23 protein-coding genes are annotated in these 21133 nt (G+C 48.8%); 16 read left to right on the top strand and 7 right to left on the bottom strand.

What is annotated here, in order from left to right; genetic code table 11:
• Positions 1-78: 78 nt before the first annotated feature.
• The 5 genes from BM318_RS12040 to BM318_RS12020 are packed head-to-tail and all read left to right on the top strand — an operon-like array spanning position 79 to position 5335.
• Positions 79-1014, top strand: a complete 936-nt coding sequence (locus BM318_RS12040; protein WP_092982838.1) for an ABC transporter ATP-binding protein — start codon at positions 79-81, stop codon at positions 1012-1014.
• Positions 1007-2332 carry an ABC transporter permease gene (locus tag BM318_RS12035; RefSeq protein ID WP_092982837.1) on the top strand — a complete coding sequence of 442 codons (1326 nt, stop codon included), beginning with the start codon at positions 1007-1009 and terminating at the stop codon, positions 2330-2332. Before BM318_RS12040 ends, BM318_RS12035 begins: the two co-directional genes overlap by 8 nt.
• A 4-nt stretch (positions 2333-2336) precedes the next feature.
• The gene (locus BM318_RS12030; protein WP_092982836.1) at positions 2337-3266 is read left to right on the top strand and encodes a mechanosensitive ion channel family protein; all 930 of its coding nucleotides are present in this window, start codon (positions 2337-2339) and stop codon (positions 3264-3266) included.
• A 41-nt stretch (positions 3267-3307) separates the two neighbouring features.
• Complete coding sequence (locus tag BM318_RS12025) at positions 3308-4162, top strand: hypothetical protein (RefSeq protein WP_143099972.1); 855 nt, start codon at positions 3308-3310, stop codon at positions 4160-4162.
• A 9-nt stretch (positions 4163-4171) separates the two neighbouring features.
• Positions 4172-5335, top strand: a complete 1164-nt coding sequence (locus BM318_RS12020) for a sigma-54-dependent transcriptional regulator (RefSeq protein ID WP_092982834.1) — start codon at positions 4172-4174, stop codon at positions 5333-5335.
• 5 nt (positions 5336-5340) lie between these two features.
• Here BM318_RS12020 and BM318_RS12015 read toward each other — a convergent pair whose 3' ends face one another.
• Positions 5341-6069, bottom strand: coding sequence for a hypothetical protein (locus BM318_RS12015; protein WP_092982833.1), 729 nt, complete (start codon positions 6067-6069; stop codon positions 5341-5343).
• A 183-nt stretch (positions 6070-6252) separates the two neighbouring features.
• Between BM318_RS12015 and BM318_RS12010 the strand changes: the two genes are divergently transcribed.
• From BM318_RS12010 to BM318_RS11995, 4 genes are read left to right on the top strand one after another with little or no spacing between them, the layout of a single operon-like run.
• Positions 6253-7143 (top strand): PPK2 family polyphosphate kinase, encoded by an 891-nt coding sequence (locus BM318_RS12010; protein WP_092982832.1) that lies wholly within the window; start codon positions 6253-6255, stop codon positions 7141-7143.
• A 35-nt stretch (positions 7144-7178) separates the two neighbouring features.
• Entirely contained in the window at positions 7179-8627 is a 1449-nt protein-coding gene (locus BM318_RS12005) for a M28 family peptidase (RefSeq protein WP_394333339.1), read from the top strand.
• 41 nt (positions 8628-8668) lie between these two features.
• Entirely contained in the window at positions 8669-9601 is a 933-nt protein-coding gene (locus BM318_RS12000) for a peptidylprolyl isomerase (RefSeq protein ID WP_092982830.1), read from the top strand.
• Between the two features lie 52 nt (positions 9602-9653).
• Entirely contained in the window at positions 9654-10187 is a 534-nt protein-coding gene (locus BM318_RS11995) for a YfiT family bacillithiol transferase (protein ID WP_092982829.1), read from the top strand.
• Between the two features lie 19 nt (positions 10188-10206).
• Here the strand turns inward: BM318_RS11995 and BM318_RS11990 are convergent, their stop codons facing one another.
• Entirely contained in the window at positions 10207-10776 is a 570-nt protein-coding gene (locus BM318_RS11990; RefSeq protein ID WP_092982828.1) for a GNAT family N-acetyltransferase, read from the bottom strand.
• Positions 10758-11321: a thioredoxin family protein gene (locus BM318_RS11985; RefSeq protein ID WP_092982827.1), complete on the bottom strand. Its 564-nt coding sequence runs from the start codon at positions 11319-11321 to the stop codon at positions 10758-10760. Before BM318_RS11985 ends, BM318_RS11990 begins: the two co-directional genes overlap by 19 nt.
• Before the next feature lie 42 nt (positions 11322-11363).
• Between BM318_RS11985 and BM318_RS11980 the strand changes: the two genes are divergently transcribed.
• Both BM318_RS11980 and BM318_RS11975 read left to right on the top strand, forming a co-directional pair.
• Positions 11364-12338, top strand: a complete 975-nt coding sequence (locus BM318_RS11980) for a bile acid:sodium symporter family protein (protein ID WP_245759825.1) — start codon at positions 11364-11366, stop codon at positions 12336-12338.
• A complete protein-coding gene (locus tag BM318_RS11975) occupies positions 12335-13375 on the top strand; it encodes a 1-acyl-sn-glycerol-3-phosphate acyltransferase (protein WP_143099971.1) in 1041 nt (346 codons plus the stop codon). Before BM318_RS11980 ends, BM318_RS11975 begins: the two co-directional genes overlap by 4 nt.
• 49 nt (positions 13376-13424) lie before the next feature.
• Here the strand turns inward: BM318_RS11975 and BM318_RS11970 are convergent, their stop codons facing one another.
• Entirely contained in the window at positions 13425-13796 is a 372-nt protein-coding gene (locus BM318_RS11970; protein WP_092982825.1) for a PUR family DNA/RNA-binding protein, read from the bottom strand.
• Positions 13797-13870: 74 nt separating this feature from the next.
• Positions 13871-15628, bottom strand: a complete 1758-nt coding sequence (locus BM318_RS11965; RefSeq protein WP_092982824.1) for an ABC transporter ATP-binding protein — start codon at positions 15626-15628, stop codon at positions 13871-13873.
• Between the two features lie 164 nt (positions 15629-15792).
• On the opposite strand from BM318_RS11965, the gene nusB reads away from it, so the two are divergent.
• The 3 genes from nusB to yajC all read left to right on the top strand — a co-directional run bounded on the left by nusB (position 15793) and on the right by yajC (position 17605).
• Entirely contained in the window at positions 15793-16737 is a 945-nt protein-coding gene (gene nusB, locus BM318_RS11960) for a transcription antitermination factor NusB (RefSeq protein ID WP_092982823.1), read from the top strand.
• A 69-nt stretch (positions 16738-16806) separates the two neighbouring features.
• Positions 16807-17286, top strand: coding sequence for a DUF1573 domain-containing protein (locus BM318_RS11955; RefSeq protein ID WP_092982822.1), 480 nt, complete (start codon positions 16807-16809; stop codon positions 17284-17286).
• Between the two features lie 34 nt (positions 17287-17320).
• The gene (gene yajC / locus BM318_RS11950; protein ID WP_092982821.1) at positions 17321-17605 is read left to right on the top strand and encodes a preprotein translocase subunit YajC; all 285 of its coding nucleotides are present in this window, start codon (positions 17321-17323) and stop codon (positions 17603-17605) included.
• A 70-nt stretch (positions 17606-17675) separates the two neighbouring features.
• Here the strand turns inward: yajC and BM318_RS11945 are convergent, their stop codons facing one another.
• A complete protein-coding gene (locus tag BM318_RS11945; protein ID WP_092982820.1) occupies positions 17676-18272 on the bottom strand; it encodes a YdeI/OmpD-associated family protein in 597 nt (198 codons plus the stop codon).
• The gene (pepT, locus tag BM318_RS11940) at positions 18251-19504 is read right to left on the bottom strand and encodes a peptidase T (protein WP_092982819.1); all 1254 of its coding nucleotides are present in this window, start codon (positions 19502-19504) and stop codon (positions 18251-18253) included. Before pepT ends, BM318_RS11945 begins: the two co-directional genes overlap by 22 nt.
• A 77-nt stretch (positions 19505-19581) precedes the next feature.
• Between pepT and BM318_RS11935 the strand changes: the two genes are divergently transcribed.
• On the top strand, positions 19582-20064 hold the full coding sequence (locus BM318_RS11935; RefSeq protein ID WP_092982818.1) for a hypothetical protein: 483 nt from the start codon (positions 19582-19584) through the stop codon (positions 20062-20064).
• 27 nt (positions 20065-20091) lie between these two features.
• Entirely contained in the window at positions 20092-21129 is a 1038-nt protein-coding gene (locus BM318_RS11930; RefSeq protein WP_092982817.1) for a quinone-dependent dihydroorotate dehydrogenase, read from the top strand.
• Positions 21130-21133: the final 4 nt, after the last annotated feature.

Here is a 21133-nt window from a genome sequence, read left to right as displayed (position 1 = left end):
GGATCAGCTCGGGGATGGGTTTTTCTTTTTTGGCCTACCCTTGGAGTTCCCTATCTTTAAGCGCCCAAAATTTCGCCGATGAATCACATGCTTTCTATTCGGGAAGTCAGCAAATCCTTTGGAAGTCACAAAGCTCTGGACACCATAAACCTCGAGATCCCGGAAAATGCAATATTTGGCCTGCTTGGGCCTAATGGAGCCGGGAAAACCACCCTCATTCGAATCATTAACCAAATCACCTACCCGGATAGTGGGGAGGTTCTGTTTGCAGGAGAACCACTTAGGCCTGAGCATATCGCGGAAATCGGCTATCTGCCGGAAGAGCGCGGCCTATATAAAAGTATGAAGGTCGGGGAACAGGCCCTTTATCTGGCCCAGCTAAAAGGCCTCTCGCGCGCTGAAGCCAAAAAGCGTTTGTTGCATTGGTTCGAGAAGCTGGAAATCGGGGATTGGTGGAATCGGAAAGTCCAGGAACTCTCCAAAGGGATGGCTCAGAAAATCCAATTTATCGTAACGGTGTTACACGAGCCGCGACTATTGATTTTCGATGAACCTTTCAGTGGTTTTGACCCCATCAACGCTGCCTTGATCAAGGATCGGATTCTGGAACTTAAAGAACAAGGGGCATCCATAATTTTTTCTACACACCGAATGGAATCCGTGGAGGAGCTCTGCGAGTATATTGGGCTAATCCATAATTCGCGCCTGATACTGGAAGGTAAACTTTCCGCTATACGCAAAGCGCATAAGGATAACCGGTATCGCGTTTGTTGGGAACCGGCTGCCGCCACCGAGGGATTAACTGCTATTGAACAGCGCTTTTCGGTTGCCAACCCGAGGTTCGATGCCGAAGAAGGTAGCTGGGATTTTGAAATGAAACTGGAGGAACACCAAAAAGCCGAAGCCCTCGCCATATTAGCGGGTTCGGGAAATCTGGCCACTTTTCAGGAATGGATTCCTTCGGCCAATGATATATTTATTCAAACCGTAAAAAATCAGGAAAGCCATGCGTAAACTCGGACTAATCATCCGCCGGGAATACCTGGCCAAAGTGCGTAATAAATCCTTTGTGGTTATGACGTTCCTGAGCCCCATACTACTGGTGGGAATGATCGTTTTGATCGCTTATCTCACTAAAGTCAATGACGACGAAAAGCGCAGTATCGCCCTGTTGAATCAGAGCGACTTCTTCAAGGAGTCTTTTCAAACCTCCGGAGGGCTCCGCTTTATCCATTTAAAGGGGCTCAATATTGAGGAAGCTAAGGATTGTACCCTGGCCGGGGAATACTATGGCCTCCTGCATTTGCCCGATCGCAATAATGCAGAAGATGTTGCAGCCGATGCCTTTTTCTTTACCGCGGAAGCTCCCAGTACAAATATCCTTCAGGATCTGGAAGGCTTTTTCGAGGAGGAACTCCGGGCGGGAAGGCTGGAATCGCTAGGGGTAACCGCGGAACAGTATGCAGGCGTTCGCAAGGGGTATGAACTTGAGACGGCAACCTTTTCCGGCGAGCGCAGCGGTAAGGGCCTCAACGAAATCAAAGCTATCGTCGGAGGTGCCTTCGGTTACCTGATCATGATGTTCATCATTATCTATGGCGGGTTTGTGATGCGGTCGGTAATCGAAGAAAAAACAAGCAGGATCATCGAGGTGATTATTTCCTCCGTAAAGCCCTTCCAATTGATGATGGGAAAAATCATAGGTACCTCCCTGGCCGGGGTTACCCAATTCCTGATCTGGATATTTTCGGCAAGTCTGTTGATGGTGGTGGCCCTGATGTTTATGGATATTGACCCTACCATCCTCATGAAAGGCACGCCAGCCCCCGGAATGCCTATGGAAGGACTGCCCGACGATGCTACCACACGGCTTATTCTGGAGGAATTCCTGAAAATTCCCATGGGACTCCTTATCGGATGTTTTTTGATCTATTTTGTGTTGGGCTATCTCATTTATAGTTCAATCTATGCCGCTATCGGGGCCGCTGTAGACAACGAAACCGATACCCAGCAATTCATCTTTCCAATAATCCTTCCACTGATGCTGGCTATTTACGTGGGCTTCTTTTCAGTTTTCTCCAATCCCAATGGTCCGATAGCTGTGGGCTTTTCGATATTTCCCCTGACTTCCCCGATAGTGATGCTCATGCGCCTTCCCGGTGGAATAGGCGAAGGTGGCGTTCCACTCTGGCAACTACTGGCTTCGATAGCCTTGCTTTTGATTACTTTTATAGGGATTGTATGGCTGACTGCCCGAATTTACAGAACGGGAATCCTGATGTATGGTAAAAAGCCTACCTACAAGGACCTTTATAAGTGGTTAAAGTATTAAGCCCATGAGCTTGCAGGACGAGCCTATCATTGAGGAATTTATTAAAGAAGATCTCTGGGAACGCATCCGGGAGATCCTGAATTATGGGTTGCATTTCGGAGAGGGAGAAAAATCCATCCATATTACGGTGGGCTTATTACTTGCCCTTGCTGTGGCCCTTTTAGCTGCCAACTTTATCATGGGGTTGCTCCGAAAGCTCTTCACCCGTAAAATGGAGCGGGAGGACGAACTCAAGTTCATTACCGTATTCAAGTATATCAAATACCTGATCTATGTGGCGGTAGTGATTATTACCGTTAGTGCAGCGGGTATTGATATTACGATCCTGATCACGGCATCGGCCGCGCTCTTTGTGGGGATCGGGCTCGCCTTGCAGGAACTGATTCAGGATATCATTGCAGGGATTCTGATCCTGGTCGATAAATCGCTCCGGGTCGGGGATATTGTGGAAGTCGATGGTAAGGTGGGCAAGGTCTTTGAAATTAAATTAAGGACCACACGGGCCATGACCCGGGACGATAAGATCCTGGTTATTCCCAATCACAAGTTTATCAGTGATGTTATTTACAACTACACCCAGAATCACCGTACTACCAGAGAAACAGTTCGGGTAGGCGTTGCTTATGGCAGTGATGTGGAGCTGGTCACAAAACTTCTCCTGGAGGCCGTGGAAGAACAGCGCGGTGTTCTCAAAAGCCCTAAACCCAATGTGATTTTCGAGGATTTTGGGGATTCGGCCCTGATGTTTGCACTAAACTTTTTTACCAACGATTCCTTCGGAGACCCTCGGATAAAAAGTGCCATTCGCTATAAAATCGATGCGCTGTTCAGGGAGAACAGGGTCACCATACCATTCCCGCAGCGCGATGTTCATTTTTATCCGCATAATCCACTGCAAATAATACAAGAGCCCGATAGCGATAAGTCTGAATAGGCCGGTTAAGGGTTTAAAAAAAAGCCTGTTGGCAACAATCGATGAAATATTTTTTAAAAGGACTATTCGTTTTTATCCTTTGTGGAATAGGACAATCGCTAAGCGCACAAGAGTCCATAATTTTTGAAGCTGGCTTGAGGCCGAAAATGGTCTACAAGACCAAGCAACAACTGATTACCCAGAATTTGTTGCAATACAGGGGAGACTCCCTGATGTTGGCAAATTTAGAGCAGGCCGGTATCGAAAATCCACAAGAATCTGTCGATACGATCACAAATTCATCCCTAACCTATACGGGCAATGCACAAGGAGCTAATTATCCCCTTCAAATGAAGATTACGGAGTCTGATAATTACGATTTGCCGGCAGGCGCCTTACTGTTTGGTGAAGTACAGCGTGGAATTCCCGTTTTTGATTCCATTGCGAATTCAAACATGGACGAAGCCACTGCTACTGCTGTACTTAAAGGGGTGAGCGCTTTGATCAAAAACACCCAGGTTCCACCTACGGCATTAAAAGTGGGGGAATCCTTTAGCCACAGTGTTCCTATGGAAATACCCATTGGTCCCAGTGTTTTCGTAGTAGATATTGTAACTGAATATACCTTGATCGATGTGCAGAATGGAATTGCCAACCTCAATCTTGATCAGGTTATTGTCATGAACACTACAATTGAAGGTTATGAAATGACCGCAAATGGAACTGGGAAGGGAACAGCCACTTATAGCGTAGGATCCCGTTTCCTGACTGGCATGAATCTTGAACTGGATATGACCCTGGAGATGGAAATCCAGGGCATTTCGATCCGTGTAGGGATGAAATCCAAAAGCAGGCAAGAACTTGAATTATTAGAGGCGGCTGATTTCCCTGAAGGTTTAATTAATTTAGAAAACTAAAAAAGAACCATGTCCAAAATATTGGTAATAGAAGATGAAGCGGCGATCCGCCGGGTATTGGTAAAAATCCTGTCCGAGGAGAATGATGCGTATCAGGTAGAAGAAGCGGAAAATGGGGTGCAGGGACTGGACCGCATCAAAAATGGTGAATACGACCTGGTGCTTTGCGATATCAAAATGCCCAAAATGGATGGGGTAGAGGTACTGGAGGCCGGACGGAAGGTCCGCCCGGAATTGCCCTTTATCATGATCTCAGGGCATGGGGATCTGGACACAGCCGTCAATACGATGCGCATGGGCGCTTTTGATTACATCAGTAAGCCACCGGATTTGAACCGACTGCTTACTACGGTACGCAACGCTCTGGACAAAAAGGAGTTGGTTGCTGAGAATCGCATCCTCAAGAAAAAGGTCAGTAAGAAGTATGAGATGATAGGGGAGAGTCCCGAGATCACTGCAATTAAGGACATGATCGAAAAAGTGGCTCCCACGGATGCCCGTGTCCTCATTACCGGCTCCAATGGAACTGGTAAAGAACTGGTTGCCCATTGGATTCACCAGAAATCGGAACGCCATAAAGCCCCGTTTGTCGAGGTCAACTGTGCTGCTATTCCTTCGGAGCTTATCGAGAGCGAGCTCTTTGGTCATGTCAAGGGAGCTTTTACCTCTGCCGTTAAGGACAGAGCCGGTAAATTTGAGACGGCCAATAAGGGTACTATTTTCCTCGATGAGATAGGCGATATGAGCCTTTCTGCCCAGGCCAAAGTCCTCCGGGCGTTACAGGAGAATAAGGTAAGCCGGGTGGGTTCGGATAAGGATATTTCTGTCGATGTTCGCGTTGTGGCGGCTACCAATAAAAACCTGCAGGAGGAAATTGCCGAAGGTCGCTTCCGGGAAGACCTGTATCACCGCCTGGCCGTAATCCTGATCAAAGTCCCTGCACTTAACGACCGTCGAGATGATATTCCGCTGCTCATAGAACACTTCGCGGATAAGATTGCCCAGGAACAGGGAACTGCGCCGAAGTCTTTTTCAGACAAGGCAGTTTCCCTGCTCAAGGACTATGATTGGACTGGAAATATTCGTGAATTGCGCAATGTTGTAGAACGGCTGCTCATCCTCGGTGGAAAAGAGGTAAATGAAGAAGACGTTCGCTTATTCGCCAGTAAATAGACTGGTTATCGCCCGCAGCTGCGCAGCTGATCCAGGGCGTTCTGGGTTATCTCTTTGGTTTTGATGTTGTAGTACCGCTTGGCCGGGCTGAGGTCGGTTCGCATGAGTTGCTTTTCGCAATGGGCGTAGACACGCTCAACAAATTCCAGCGCTTCCTCACAGGGAACCGTAGCTACCACTTCGTCCAGGGAACGTGTATAAGCTACCAGCGAGCTATCTATTTTAGCCTCCAGAGCTAGGCCAGTTACTTCGGCCGCCCGGTCGGAATTCCCGGTTTTGGCTGAAGCGGTATTCATCGCCAGCATTCCGGTATTATATTCTCCGGTGTGCAGGGTATTGTGCTCCAACAAAGCTTCCTGAGCTTCTTTTACGTCGTCAAGGGCTCTTTTCAAAAGGATATTGGCACCATCGAGGGTATTGACCCGGGTGGCCAGTTTCAGGCCGGCGTGGGATTCCTCAATGCCCTGCTGGGCATAATCACACCCACAGCCGTCGACCTGTTCCTTAAATTTGACCAGGGTATTCAGGGCTTTAAAAGTATGGTAGCGGAGCATTTGCAGTTCATCGGCCTGCATCGCTTTGCGAATGTGTTCTCCAACAAAGTCCATAAGAGACCCCACGTCGGTACACTTCTTTTCGGTATTCGAAGAAGATAACGCTGCCTCCGGGGTATTGGCAGAGAGGGTAAGGGAACTGGCCAGCAGGCTTATAAGTATTACATATGTACGGAACATAGTAGGTGTATTTCAGGATTTGGGTGCTCCAAAATTAGGTTAATCGAATCCTCCCAGCCGATTTATTCGCTGAGAAGTGATGTTCTAACGACCTGAAGATTCCCGACATTTCAATCTTGCGACAAGCGGTGGAATTCTCTCGTCAAACGACGCAAAAGGGCGATTTTGTTTTATCTTCATCCCATGGAGGAAATAAAAGCTGCCCAATATCTCGCCGACAAAAACATACAGTTAAGCGACCAACCTACTCTTCAGGATTTTGGCAAAACCAAAAAAGAGCTGAAGAAAGCATTAAAAGCGGTTCGCAAAGAATTGGCCGAATTCCAGAATACCCTTTACGCGCATGGGAAATATTCCGTCCTGGTTTGCCTTCAGGGAATGGATACCGCCGGCAAGGACAGCCTGGTCCGGGAAGTCTTCAAGAATTTCAATGTTCGCGGCGTGCAAGTACATAGTTTCAAAGTGCCTACCGAAATCGAGCGGCGTCACGATTACATCTGGAGGCATTATATCACACTTCCAGCCCGGGGGACTTTTGGGGTTTTCAACCGTACGCATTACGAAAATGTATTGGTAACCCGGGTACACCCTCAGTATATTCTGGGAGAATTCCTCCCGGATGTCAATTCAGTAGCTGATATCGATGATTCCTTCTGGGAGAAGCGTTTTCGTCAGATTCGCGACTTTGAACAGCACCTTGCGGAAAACGGAACGATAATTTTTAAGTTTTTCCTGAATTTATCCAAGGAAGAACAGCGCCAGCGCCTCCTGCGCAGACTCCGGCTCAGACAGAAAAACTGGAAATTCTCGCCGGGAGATCTGAAAGAGCGGAAGTTATGGGACGACTATCAGGTATGTTATCAGGATGCGATTCGCAGGACTACCTGCGAGCATGCCCCCTGGTACGTGATACCAGCCGACGACAAGGAGGGCGCTCGTTTGATCGTGGCTTCGGTAATGATGGAAATCCTGCGGCAGTATAACGATGTCGTGGAGCCTGAATTAGCGGACGAAATAAAGGAAAACCTGGAGGCTTACCGAGCTCAGTTGGAAGCGGAGGCCCCGGAGAAGTAAGCCATTGGATAATGAATAAAACCTTGGGTTTGAGAATGAAATATACAGGAATGTACTGCTTGCGTCAATGGACTTTGGTCTTCCTAGGCTTGTTGCTTTGCAGCAGGGTGGGAATGGCACAGCAAAATGCGGAAACGATGGCCTCCGCGGAGGCCGCTATGCTGGAAAAAATTTATAACGCTTCCCTTACCGATGGGGCCGCATACGAATGGCTGCGGTACCTTTCCACCCGTATAGGCGGGAGGTTATCCGGTTCTGTCCAGGCAGAACAAGCCATAACCTACACGAAAAAAGAGTTGGAAGCGCTTGGCCTGGATCGTGTATGGCTACAACCGGTTATGGTCCCTAAATGGGTCCGGGGAAAAGCCGAGTTTGCCTACATTGAGAGTACCCCGGGAAATACCAACAATGTGCCTATTCGCGCCCTTGGGGGTTCAGTGGCTACCCCAGTCGGTGGCCTTAAAGCCGGGGTGGTAGAGGTAAGTGGCATTGAAGACCTTAAATCTCGGGACCCGGAAGACATAATCGGAAAGATCGTCTTCTTTAACCGACCTATGGATCCTACCCGGATCAATACCTTTGAAGCGTATTCCGGATGTGTGGATCAACGGCATTCGGGGGCTAAGGAGGCGGGTATGCTTGGCGCGGTAGGGGTCATTGTGCGTTCGATGAATCTGCGCCTGGACGACTTTCCGCATACCGGATCCATGAGTTATGGAGATTTGCCTGTACCGCAGCGCATCCCTGCTGCTGCGATAAGTACCAATGGAGCCGAACTCCTGAGTACTACCCTGAAATTAAACCCGGACATTAAATTTTATTTCGCTCAAAGCTGCAGGCAACTGGAGGATGTGGAGTCCTTTAATGTAATCGGAGAAATCAAAGGAAGCGAAAACCCGGAAAAAGTAATTGTCGTTGGCGGTCACCTGGACTCCTGGGATTTGGGCGATGGTTCCCATGACGATGGAGCCGGGTGTGTGCAGAGTATGGTTGTACTGCGCCTGCTTAAAAAAGTCGGTTACACCCCCAAGCACACCATACGGGTGGTCCTTTTTATGAATGAAGAAAACGGGCTGCGAGGCGGCCGTAAATATGCCGAAGAAGTTGCCAGAAAAGGCGAACACCACCTTCTTGCCCTGGAAAGTGATGCGGGCGGATTCAGCCCCAGGGGCTTCTCTTTTGACTGCAGTCCGGAACTCCTGAATCAGGTATTAGCCTGGAAACCGCTGTTTGAACCGTATCTGGTCCATCAGTTCTACGCAGGGGGAAGTGGCGCCGATATCGGACCATTAAAACCAAATGCTACCGTACTGGCGGGGCTTCGTCCGGATTCCCAGCGATATTTCGATTACCATCATTCCGATGCGGACACCTTCGAAGCGGTCAATCGCAGGGAGTTAGAACTAGGTGCGGCGGCCATGACTTCGCTGGTATACCTTTTCGACAACAATCCTCCAAAAGCCCTTCCTCCCGGTTCGGAGTAGCGGGTAATTATGCCTATCTTTGCGGCCAATAAATTAAGATTATGCAAGAAGGTATATACGCCAAATTCAATACATCCAAAGGAGAAATCCTGGTAAAACTCACCCACGATAAAACACCGGGAACGGTTGGAAATTTCGTAGGACTCGCCGAAGGTAAAATATCCAATGCCCCAAAAAGTGACGGAGCCCCTTATTACGATGGCCTCAAGTTTCACAGGGTAATTCCTGATTTCATGATTCAGGGCGGATGTCCTTCAGGAACGGGAACAGGAAACCCCGGATATCAATTCGACGATGAATTCCATCCGGAACTCAAGCACAATGCCCCCGGGATCCTCTCGATGGCGAATGCCGGACCAGGAACCAATGGGAGTCAGTTTTTCATCACTCATGTTCCAACACCATGGCTCGATGGGAAGCACACCGTTTTTGGTGAAGTAGCCAGCGGGCAGGAGGTTGTCGATGCCATTGCACAGGGCGATACCATCGAATCTCTGGAGATCGTTCGTGTCGGGCAGGAAGCTGAATCCTGGGATGCTGTGGCGGCCTTCGAAGATTTCAAGGCATCCGGTGCACGCCGGGAGGCCGAGGCTAAGGCGGCCTTGGAAAAACAATTGGAAGATCACTCCAAAGGATTCGAAAAAACAGCCAGTGGGCTGCGCTACAATATGGTTGAATCCGGAAACGGGGCAAAACCAAAGAAAGGAGATCGCGTTCGGGTCCATTATGAAGGTTCCCTTTTAGATGGTACCGTTTTCGATAGTTCTTTTAAAAGGGGAGAACCTATCGAATTCCTTTTGGGAGAAGGTCAGGTTATCCCCGGATGGGATGAGGGGATTGCATTACTCGCTGTCGGAGACCGTGCCCAGTTGCTGTTGCCTTCGGATTTGGCTTACGGAGCCCGAGGGGCAGGAGGGGTGATCCCACCACATGCACCACTAAAATTTGAAGTTGTCCTAGAAGGGATAGCATAAGTAAAGCCCGGGCAGTTGCCCGGGTTTTTTTTAACACTAAAGCTACATTGTGATGAATTTGGAAGAATTGCGTTATCCCATTGGCAAATATCAGGTGCCGGCTATCATTACGGATACCCATTTATCGGGTTGGATTGACCAGTTAGCCGCCCTGCCGGAGGATTTTCGCCGGGAAACGGCTGATCTCAGCGATGATCAGCTCAATACCCCATACCGCCCCGACGGTTGGACCCTTCGGCAATTGGTCCACCACGTTTCGGATAGCCACCACAATAGTTATATCCGCTTTAAATGGGCGTTAACCGAGGATAATCCCATGATTAAAGCGTATGACGAGAAAGCCTGGGCCGAACTGTTCGATACCCGGGAGGCCCCCATTGATTTATCTCTGGATCATCTGTCGGCAGTACACGCCAAACTGGTTTTGTTATTGCGGGGTTTAACACGGGAAATGCTCGATCGCACGTTCACGCATCCCGAAACCGGAGCGGTTACTACCTTGGCCGAAAATGTGGGCCGCTACGCCTGGCACGGATCCCATCATTTGGCACACCTGAAGGCGCTCAAGAAAAGGAAGGGTTGGTGAATAACCGGGTACGAGCTACTTAAAAGGCTAAACCGAGGACCCACATATGGCGCTCCTCCGGCACCACTTCGGGATAGGGCACCTGAGTTTCGCCAATAATCTCAAATCCATTTTTGAGATAAAAGTTCAGGGCAGGCCCTTTCTGCATGGCTTCAAGCCAGATTCCCGTTTTACCTGCTTTCAGGGCAAAATCCCTGAGGAATTCCAGCATGCTTCCTCCTATACCCTTACCGGTGCAGGCTTTGCGGAAATACAGTTTTTCGAGGTAAAGCGATTGCCTATTCAGAAAGCCCGGATACGCCTTGCCTGAATCGACCTTACAGATTCCACCGGCTTCGTTATTCCAATAAACCAACCAATGGGAAAGGCCTTCCCGCCCAACTTCTGACGATACAATTGGAGTGGTGAAGTTCCTGTCGATATAGGGCCAGGGATCTCCTTTAGGCCAAAGGTGGCAATAATGATCCCGGTAACCGGACCGACCTGTTTGCACATAGGTGGCTATGGCCGAATCGTTTGGCTCCAGTTGTCGAAGATTCAGCGTGTACCCCTCCCGGGCTGCAAGAGAGATCAGCTCGCTGTTTTCCATTTGATATTACAACCGATACTGGGTTTTTGATCCGGGGAAACACTATTTCCAGCTAACAAGTTGTCCAGGGCAGCCCGCATATCTGCTCCGGTTACCGGCAGGCCATTTCCTGGCCGTGAGTCGTCTAATTGTCCCCGGTAAACGAGGTTCAGCTCCTCATTGAACAGGAAAAAATCCGGGGTGCAAGCGGCTTCATAGGCGAGCGCCACCTCCTGGGTCTCGTCATAGAGGTAAGGAAAGGTGTAGCCTTCTTCTGCAGCAGTAGCCTTCATGAGTTCGGGACCGTCCTGAGGGTAATTTTCCACATCATTGCTGGAGATAGCGATAAAGGAGATACCCAGATCCTGGTAAGCCGCTGCGAGCGCTACCAATCCCGCATTTACATGTTTTACAAACGGACAATGATTGCAGATAAACATTATGAGTGTGCCTTTTGATCCGGCGAGATCAGCGAGCGCCAACGTTTGATCTGAGACGGTATCGGGAAGCTCAAAATCTGGGGCTTTGGTCCCCAGGGGAAGCATGTTAGAAGGTGTTCTGGCCATGGTTTAGAATCACTGAATTGATCCCGAAAGTTAGGCATAAACTTGTGGAATTCCTCGCCAGAAGTTATCTTCTCCACCCTGACCAACACCAGCAATACCCTGGAACTTCCTATAGATTCCCTGAAACTTAATTTTGACGAGAGTAGTCTTTGGATGCTAAACCTGGCCCTGGCATTCGTCATGTTCGGTATTGCCCTAGAACTGCGCGTCTCAGATTTTAGAACGGTCCTGCAGCGTCCCAAAAGCGTTTTGTTGGGCGTAACTGCCCAATTCTTAGTGCTTCCCGCATTAACATATGTATTAATACTCCTGCTGGAGCCGCACCCGAGTTTTGCCCTGGGTATGTTACTGGTAGCCTGCTGTCCCGGGGGTAATGTATCTAATTTTATGACCCACTGGGCAGGGGGAAACAGTGCGCTCTCCGTTTGCCTCACCGCGATAGCTACTCTGGGAGCAGTCATCATTACTCCGGTAAACTTTCATTTTTGGGGAAGCTTGTATCCGCCTACCGAAACCTTGCTCCAGGCTATCCAAATTGATTTCTGGGCAATGGCGCAACTGGTCGGAATGCTCCTGGGGATTCCTGTATTGCTTGGGATGGCATTGGGGCATTGGAAACCCGCTCTGGCGAGTCGTATGGCCCGGTATTTCAAAATCGGTTCCTTACTGTTTTTCGCACTGCTGGTCGTCCTCGCCCTGGCCAGGGATTTCGATGTTTTCCTCGACTATGTGGGCCTGGTTTTTCTACTGGTACTGGTACATAACCTGATAGCCCTGGCAAGTGGGTATACCCTGGCGAGGCTCTTTCGATTACCACAACCCGATATCAAAACCCTGACCATAGAAACCGGTATCCAGAATTCGGGTCTGGGCCTTTTACTTATATTTACTTTCTTTGGGGGCCTGGGAGGAATGGCACTCATTGCCGCCTTCTGGGGAATATGGCATTTGATCTCAGGGATGGCAATCGCAGGGTTTTGGTCTTCCCCGGTCGCATTAAAACCAACTAAGCCTTGAAAGAACTCTTTTACGGTTGTCTTAAACCGTTGATCCGTTTTGGGTTTTACTGCTACTACCAAAGATTGCGTATGGTAGATATGGACAGGGTTCCCCGAGACAAACCCGCCATGCTTTTGCCCAATCATCAGAATGCCTTATTGGATCCGCTCATCGTAGCGGCCCTGGCCAAAGCGCGACGCCCGTATTTTTTAACCCGCTCGGACGTTTTTACCGGTGGCTTCCTGCAAAACATACTCGAGAGTCTTCGAATGATCCCCATATACCGGATACGGGATGGCCGGGATACCCTGCACCGCAATGAGGAGATATTTGATCGCTGTGCAGATTTGCTCAATCAGGGAGAACACTTGTTGTTATTTCCGGAAGCCAATCACAACCTCGGACGGCGGGTACGCACCTTGAGCAAAGGATTTACACGAATCGCGATTAATGCCCTGGAGAAATATCCCGAAACCGACCTTCAATTGATTCCGGTGGGTATCAATTTTCAACGGGGAGCCGATTTTCCCGATCGGGTTACCTACCGATTTGGGCATCCCCTACCAGCGGCGGCCTATGTCAAAGGGGTGGATTTTAATGAGGATTCCAAGGCTATGAAAGCTGCGGTTTCGGCCTCTTTAAAGGTGCTTACCACCCACGTTCCTGAAGATCAGGATTATGAACAAACAATGGAGCGGCTGGGTGGCTTACAGCCCGACTTTTCCAATCCAGATCCCATTAATGCCTGGTTCGAAAATCCGGATACGGCTGTCCCGAAGCTTCCGCTGAAAAAAGGGTTGTTATGGAAATTATGGGATGTGATTTTCAAAGTAGTCAACCTGCCGCTTGTTGCCATTTGGAAGGTATGGGTAAAACCTAAAGTTTGGGAACCTGAGTTTATGAGCACATTCCGCTTCGGCTTTGCCCTGATCACTGCACCGATTTATCTGATCCTGTTGGGTGTGCTGTTCGGAATTTTCACAGGCTGGATAACTGGAATTGCTGTACCTGCAGGGGTGTTCCTGCACAATATCTTATATATCAAGCTGCGTTGAATCAGATGTCGTTAGCGTCGTTGAATCTGACGCGGTTTGACGCGTTAGATCAGATGTCGTCGAAATCTACGTCTACAAAGTTGTTCCCCGAAGGAGACTCCTCTTTTCCAATGGCTTCGTGCCCCTTGTAATCGGCCTGGTGGCGCTCGGAAATTACTTCCTCACCTTTCTCAGAAACAATGAACTCGGTCATTTCAGAAAGATGGCTGTTAAAAGCCTCGAAGTCTTCTTTGTAAAGGTAGATTTTATGCTTTTTGTAGTGGAAAGAACCGTCCTCGTGCGTGAACTTTTTACTCTCGGTGATGGTCAGGTAATAATCGCCGGCGCGAGTGCTTCTTACATCAAAGAAATAGGTGCGTCTACCGGCGCGTAGCACCTTGGAATGGATCTCTTCCTGATCCATTGAATTTTTCTCATTCATTACTTCAAATGCTTACTCATTGGGAGGTGTGTCTTCCCAAAAATGTGAAAAAAATGCAAAATCAGCAAAAAAATCTACGATTCTTTACCGGATAGCTGATTGATATATAGGTCTTTGTAGTACCCATCTTCAGCCATTAGTTTCTCGTGATTGCCACGTTGGATGATGCGTCCGTTTTCCAGGACAATGACTTTGTCTGCGTGCAGGGCGGAAGAGACCCGATGGCTGACAATGATGGTGGTTTTGTTGCGGGAAGCCTGACGGAGGTTACCCAATATTGCCTCTTCGGTTTCCGTATCCACTGCGGACAGGCAATCGTCAAACAAATAGATAACCGGGTCTTTGATAAGTGCCCGGGCTATAGAAATGCGCTGTTTTTGCCCCCCGCTAAGGGTAATCCCGCGCTCGCCAAGAACGGTTTGGTACTCTTTCGCAAATCCAGCGATGTTGTCGTGCACCACGGCCTGGCGTGCAACCGCCTGAATTTCGTCGAAATGAGCATCCTCTTTTCCAAAACGGATATTGTTCTCTATGGTATCTGAAAAGAGGAAGGCATCCTGGGGTACTGCTCCAATTGCGGCACGCAATGCCTCCAAATCCAAATTAGTGATGGGAACGCCATCGATACGGATTTCTCCGGTGCTGGTATCATATAGCCGGGCAATAAGATCGAGCAATGTAGATTTGCCCGATCCTGTTTTCCCCAGGATAGTTAGTGTTTCCCCGGGGGCCACCTCAAAACTCACATTATCAAGCGCTTTAATTCCGGTATCCGGGTAAACAAAGCTAACCTGATCAAAGACAACGCCCCCTTCGATTTCCAGAGGTTCCGGCTGCTCCGGACTTTCGATTTCCGGCTTTTGTTTGAGGAATTCATTGATGCGTTTTTGAGAAGCTTCCGCCCGCTGAACTATGGAAGTAAGCCAGCCAACAATGGCCACCGGCCAGGTGAGCATGTTCACGTAGATGATGAATTCCAGAATAGTTCCCAGGGAGCTGATTTCCCCCCGGAAGTATTGCATTCCTCCTACATAGATTACAAAGATGTTACTCACCCCGATCAGCAGAATCATCATGGGGAAGAACCAGGCATTTACCTTAGCCAGATCCATGCTTTTATCCCGGCCTTCCTGAGCGAGGTCCGATGCCTGTGCGTTGGTCTGGGATTCCATTACATACGCCTTGATAACCGAAATCCCTGAAAATGATTCCTGGGCAAAAGTAGACAGGTTAGAGAGAAAGGCTTGGACACGCGTGGATCGTTTATGGATTACCCGACTGATCCAATAAATAAGAACAGAGAGTACCGGCAGGGGCAGGAGTGCATAGAAGGCCATAGTAGGGGCCTTGATAAACATCAGGGGAATCAGACAGACAAATAGGGTAACCGTCTGGATTCCGTACATCAAGGCCGGACCGGCGTACATACGCACCTGGCTGACATCTTCGCTGATACGATTCATCAGGTCTCCCGTTCGGTTCGATTTATAAAAATTCAGATCGAGCTTCTGGTAGTGGTCAAAGACTTCGTTTTTAAGGTCGAATTCGATATAGCGGCTGACATTGATGATGGTTTGCCGCATCAGGAAAGTAAAGAGCCCGGAGAGTAAGGCCGCGCCGAATATTATCCCGATATACAGCAGGAGATCCTGCTGGGCAGGCCCTTTGGCAATCAGGCCTTGTCCGTATTTTTCAACAACCTCAATAATATTACTCACATAGGAGGGCATTACCAGTTGGAATACCCGGGCAATAATTGTGATCAGGGTTCCTATAAACAGCTTTTTCCAGTACTTGCGAAAGTACTTGTTTACATGCCGGAGTTCTTTCATCTAAGGGAGGTGCGGTTCATACCCCACAAGGGGTTCTGAGACAAATATAGGCTTTCCCCCTGCAATCCCGATGTTAGGGAAATGCTAAGATAACAGAAACCACTAGGGCATGTTGTGGGAGATTTCTATTTTTGCCGGCAACAGACCGACGCAAAGTTCTTTACATGCTCACCAGAAGGCATATCCGGGTAAAAGTAATGCAGTGCATTTATGCCCTAACCCTTTCCAAAAGCGACTCACTCGAGACACAGGAGAAGTTCCTCAATCAGAGTATCGCGCAATCCTACACCCTTTACCTGTTGATTCTGGCTTTGTTGCGGGAATTGCGAACCGTTGCCCAAACCCGGGCCGAAAAAGGACGCAAAAAGTACTTGAAGCAGGATCCGGCACTGAATCCGGGTCCGGGACGTCTGGCATCCAATGCTGTGCTGAATGCCTTGTCCGAAAACGAGGCCCTTACGGCGGCCCTGAAAAAACGCAAGCTCAAACACTGGTACCTGAACGAAGAGTACGTCAAGATTTTGCTGAAGGAAATCGAACAGAGCGAAAGTTACCGGGAACACGCCCAAACGGAATCTTCCTGGGAACAGGACCGGGAATTTCTTATCGGTATATACCAGGATATCATCGCCCCAAATGACAAGCTATTTGAATTTATTGAAGATGAGGGGATTACCTGGATAGATGATCTTCCCCTTATCAATACCTATTTGGTAAAGCACCTGGGTAAAATGCCACAGGATGCCCCCGATAGCTACCTGCTGCCGGCTTTGCTGAAAAATGAGGAGGATATGGAATTCGCTAAGAAACTGCTGCGTACCACCTTGTTGAAATCCGAAGAATTACAGGGGGAGATCGAAGGGAAGACACCAAATTGGGATAAGGACCGCATTGCTGATATCGATGGAATTCTCTTGAAGATGGGTATCGCTGAATTGCTTCATTTCCCCTCTATTCCCGAGCGCGTAACTATTAATGAGTATCTGGAAATTGCCAAGGAATACTCTACTCCAAAGAGTAGCATCTTTATTAATGGTATCCTCGATAAGCTTATCAAAGAATACAAGGCCTCCGGGCGTTTGAATAAATCAGGACGGGGTTTGCTTTAACGAAATCCTGCAAAGGAGTTCCTGAAATATGCGTATTTTTGACCCATCCATGCTAAAAAAACAATTACAATGAAAAGAGTTTCTTTGATTCTGGGACTTTGCGCCCTGACATTTATGACCTCCTGCAAGGAAAAGGCCTCTGAAAAAATCGACGCTACAAATATGGAAGTTGCCGCCCAGCGGGATGAGGCTTCCCGTAATGTTGCGGTTATGACTTTCGACAAGGCTGAGCACGACTTTGGTACCATTACCCAGGGAATGCCTCAGGAAACAGCTTTTACATTTACCAATACGGGTAACGCCCCTTTGATTATCACCAGCACTTCAGCCAGCTGTGGGTGTACTGTACCTGATGCTCCTGTGAATACGCCAATCGCTCCGGGAGAACAAGGAGAGATCAAAGTTAAATTCAATGGATCCGGTAGCGGGCAGGTAACCAAAACGGTAACCATTCGCGCCAATACAGCCAAAGGATCTGAAATGTTGCGCATTAAGGCATTTGTTGCCCCTGCTGGAAGCACGGCGGCAGTTGGTCCTACCGCACAATAAGAGAGGTATTTACCAAACCTAAGAACTGAGTACTATGGGAGAGATGGGGCAATTCCTGCCTATGATATTGATATTTGCTGTCGCGTATTTTTTCATTATCCGACCGCAGATGAAACGCCAGAAGGACGAACGGAAATTTGTCGAGGCTTTGAAAAAAGGAGATAAGGTTATTACCAAAAGCGGATTGCACGGTAAGGTAGTAGACCTGAACGACAAAGATTCCTCCTTTATCCTGGAGACTATGGCTGGAAGGCTCAAATTTGATCGCTCTGCCATATCTATGGAAATGAGCAAAAAACTGAATGCGCCTGCGAAATAGGACGCTTTTGGCTCCCGTCGATAAAAAAAACGCCGGCAAATAGCCGGCGTTTTTTATGGTGCTTTCCGCATCAGGATTTTTGATATTTATCGTTCAGGCCAATACCCTCCCGAATCATGGGTAATATTTTTTGAAGGCGTCGTGCCTTGGTCGCCTCTTGTTTGGCCGTGGCCACATATTCCGCAAAATCGCGCTGCTTGTAAGGGGAAAGTGCACTAAAAGCTTGTTTTAATTCCGGATCCTCCAGGGCTTTCTTAAGCTCTGGCGGCAGTTTAGCTTTTGCAGATTTTTTGGCCGGAGCAACTTTTAAACCTTTACGGGTATTCTCGATGGATTCGGCGATATAAGCATCTAGTTGCGCTCGGTTGATATCGGTCACGGCTGTAAACTTCCAATGGCGCATGGCCTTGGTCTTGCCTTCCTGGGCATTCTCAAGCACCCCGAGTGGATCACTGAGGAAGACCCCTTGAAAAAACCACATGCCAAAATGGTGTTTAAAGCGCATAATGCCCAGCACATTTTGTCCATCCAGGGTATAAACTGGCGCCCCCCATTTGAGCTCCTCGCCAAGCCCGGCTGCCAGGACGCGTTCCCGGAGGAGGGCAATGCCTTCCCGAAAAGGGCTCTCGGCTTCGAAGTAAGCGGCTATTTTTTCTGCTTTTTCCACGATGAAGGATCTTTTGCAGCAGTAAGTTCGCAAATTTTAACTACAACTTCAACTGCCTTCTGCATACTCTCAACCGGAACGTATTCATAGGGACCGTGGAAATTATGTCCCCCTGCGAAGATATTGGGGCAAGGCAGGCCCATAAAACTCAGTTGTGAGCCATCGGTGCCCCCGCGAATAGGTTTAATAATCGGTTTTACCCCACAGGCCTCCATAGCTTCCTCTGCGACTTCAACAATGGGAAACACAGGCATGATCTTTTCCTTCATGTTGTAGTATTGATCTTCGATTTCCAAAACAATACCGGCACCGGTAGCTTCCTTGTGACTAGCTACTATAGCTTCTAGACGACTCTTTCGGTTTTCAAAAGATTCCCGGTCATGGTCTCTGATCAGCAGTCGGGCCGTAGCCTTTTCTATAGTTGCCTGAAACTCCTGTACATGAAAAAAGCCCTCCCTCCCGGAAGTGTGCTCCGGTACTTCGCGCTGGGGAAGGCCATTGAGCATTTGTTGCAAAACCCGCCCGGCGTTTATCATTTTACCTTTTGCATAACCGGGGTGAACGCTCTTGCCGGTAACTTCGATCCGGGCACCCGCTGCATTGAAATTCTCGTACTCTAACTCCCCGATCTGGCTCCCGTCCAGGGTATAGGCCCAGGCAGCTCCAAAGGCTTCTACATCGAACAGATGCGCGCCCCTACCGATTTCCTCGTCCGGGGTAAAACAGATACGGATTTTTCCGTGTGGAATTTCCGGGTTTTGAATTAACCAATCCATCGCGGTCACTATTTCGGCAACCCCGGCTTTATCATCCGCGCCCAACAAGGTAGTCCCGTCGGTCACAACCAGTTGTTGGCCCTTATATGCCAGCAGCTCCGGAAAGTCCTTTGGCGACAGGACGCGTTGGGTTTCCGGATGCAGTATAATATCGCTTCCGTCGTAGTTTTCTATGACCCTTGGGTTTACCCCTTTGCCACTGTAGTCCGGGCTGGTATCGTAATGGGAAATAAATCCGATAACGGGAACGGGATGCGGAACATTAGCTGGTAAGGTAGCCGTCAGGTAACCGTTAGCGTCCAGGGAAACTTCCTCCATCCCCAGGGCTTTCAATTCTTTCTCGAGTAATCGCGCCAGATCCCATTGCCAATCTGTACTGGGACAAGAAGCCGAATTAGGATCACTGGTAGTATGAATGCGGACGTAGCGTAGAAAACGCCCGAGCAGATCTTTCATATATCTTTGGAACTAATAAAATACTAAAGGTCCCAAATCCGAGTTTTCATTTTTGGAACCCCTGCAAATTACAAATAATGCATCGAGCTTCAGGTTTTAATGGATTGTTGTGTGCCAGTTTTTTTCTGATATCCAGTATTAGTCTCCTGGGTCAGGATTGCACCCTGGGGCTGGGAGGAAAGGACTCTGAGATTATTCGGCAGGTTTTTCAGCTCAATGCCGAACAAACGCAAAAAATGCGCGCCTGGGAAGCTGAGTTATCTGCATCTAATGAGTCGCTCGAAAGGGAAGCCATGGCATTGCTCGACGAGCATCCTCAAAACACCCTCGATGAATTGGAAGCCCTGGGAAACAAATACGGGAAAATACGGGATGCCATGGTGGCTAATGCCAAGAGTTACGATCAACTATTGCTGGGAACTTTCAACCAGAAGCAATATGCACTTTACCTGCAATTATGCCGGGAGGCCGTGCGCAATCCCCTGCCGCCCTCGGTCGAAGTAGACCCGGGAAAACCCAAAGAAACGCCAAAGGATTCAGTAGCTCCCAACCGGGGATAATTTGTACTTTTGTCGTAAAACCGGCGGATGTATAAACTCCTGCTAAGACCCTTGCTATTCCTGCTCGATCCGGAGCGGGTTCACTACCTTTCTTTTAGCGCAATACGCCTGATGCACCGGCTCGGTCTGGGGCCTGTTATCCGGTGGAGATATCAATTGAACAAACCGGAATTGGAGCGGGAGGTTTTTGGACTGAAGTTCCCGAATCCCGTAGGGCTTGCCGCAGGTTTCGATAAAGACGCCCGATGTTTCCGGGAATTATCGAGTTTTGGATTTGGCTTTATCGAGATAGGGACCCTGACCCCCAAACCCCAGCCCGGAAATCCCAAAAAGCGGCTGTTTCGCTTAAAGAAGGATAGTGGTATCATAAACCGTATGGGATTCAATAACCAGGGTGTTGCGGCGGCGGCTATCCGTTTGCAGCGCAAAGGACAGGTGCTTATCGGTGGAAATATTGGTAAGAACAAAGTTACCCCCAACGAGGAGGCGGTCGATGATTACCTGAAGTGTTTCACCCAGCTGTTTCCTTTGGTAGACTATTTTGTAGTTAATGTCAGTTCCCCGAATACCCCGGGATTACGGGAACTACAGGAGCGGGAACCCCTTACCCGTTTATTGAACACCCTCATGGAGGCTAACACGGCAATAGCTCGGGAACACAATTTGAAAACCAGGCCCTTGCTTTTAAAGATCGCGCCTGACCTGACCGACGACCAATTACGGGACATTATCGAAATTGTAAAAGAAACCCGGATCGACGGGGTAATTGCCACAAATACGACCATAAGCCGTGAAGGACTCGCAAGCGATCCTGCAATCGTAAATGAGGCTGGAGGTCTCAGTGGCTTACCCTTGCGGGAGCGAGCTACAGAAGTTATTCGGTTTTTGGTCCAGGAAAGTGACAACGCCTTTCCGGTTATCGGAGTAGGAGGCATCCACAGCGCGGAAGACGCTCTGGAAAAGATAGAAGCGGGAGCTTCGCTCGTGCAGCTTTATACAGGCTTTGTCTATGAAGGCCCGGCCTTGATCCGCAGGATAAACCGAGCAATCCTCAACAAGAAGTAAGCAC

It is taken from the genome of Robiginitalea myxolifaciens (genome assembly GCF_900115205.1).
GTDB lineage: Bacteria > Bacteroidota > Bacteroidia > Flavobacteriales > Flavobacteriaceae > Robiginitalea > Robiginitalea myxolifaciens.
The sequence above is the reverse complement of the archived record's forward strand: the minus strand, read 5'-3'. Positions and strand labels throughout refer to the sequence as shown.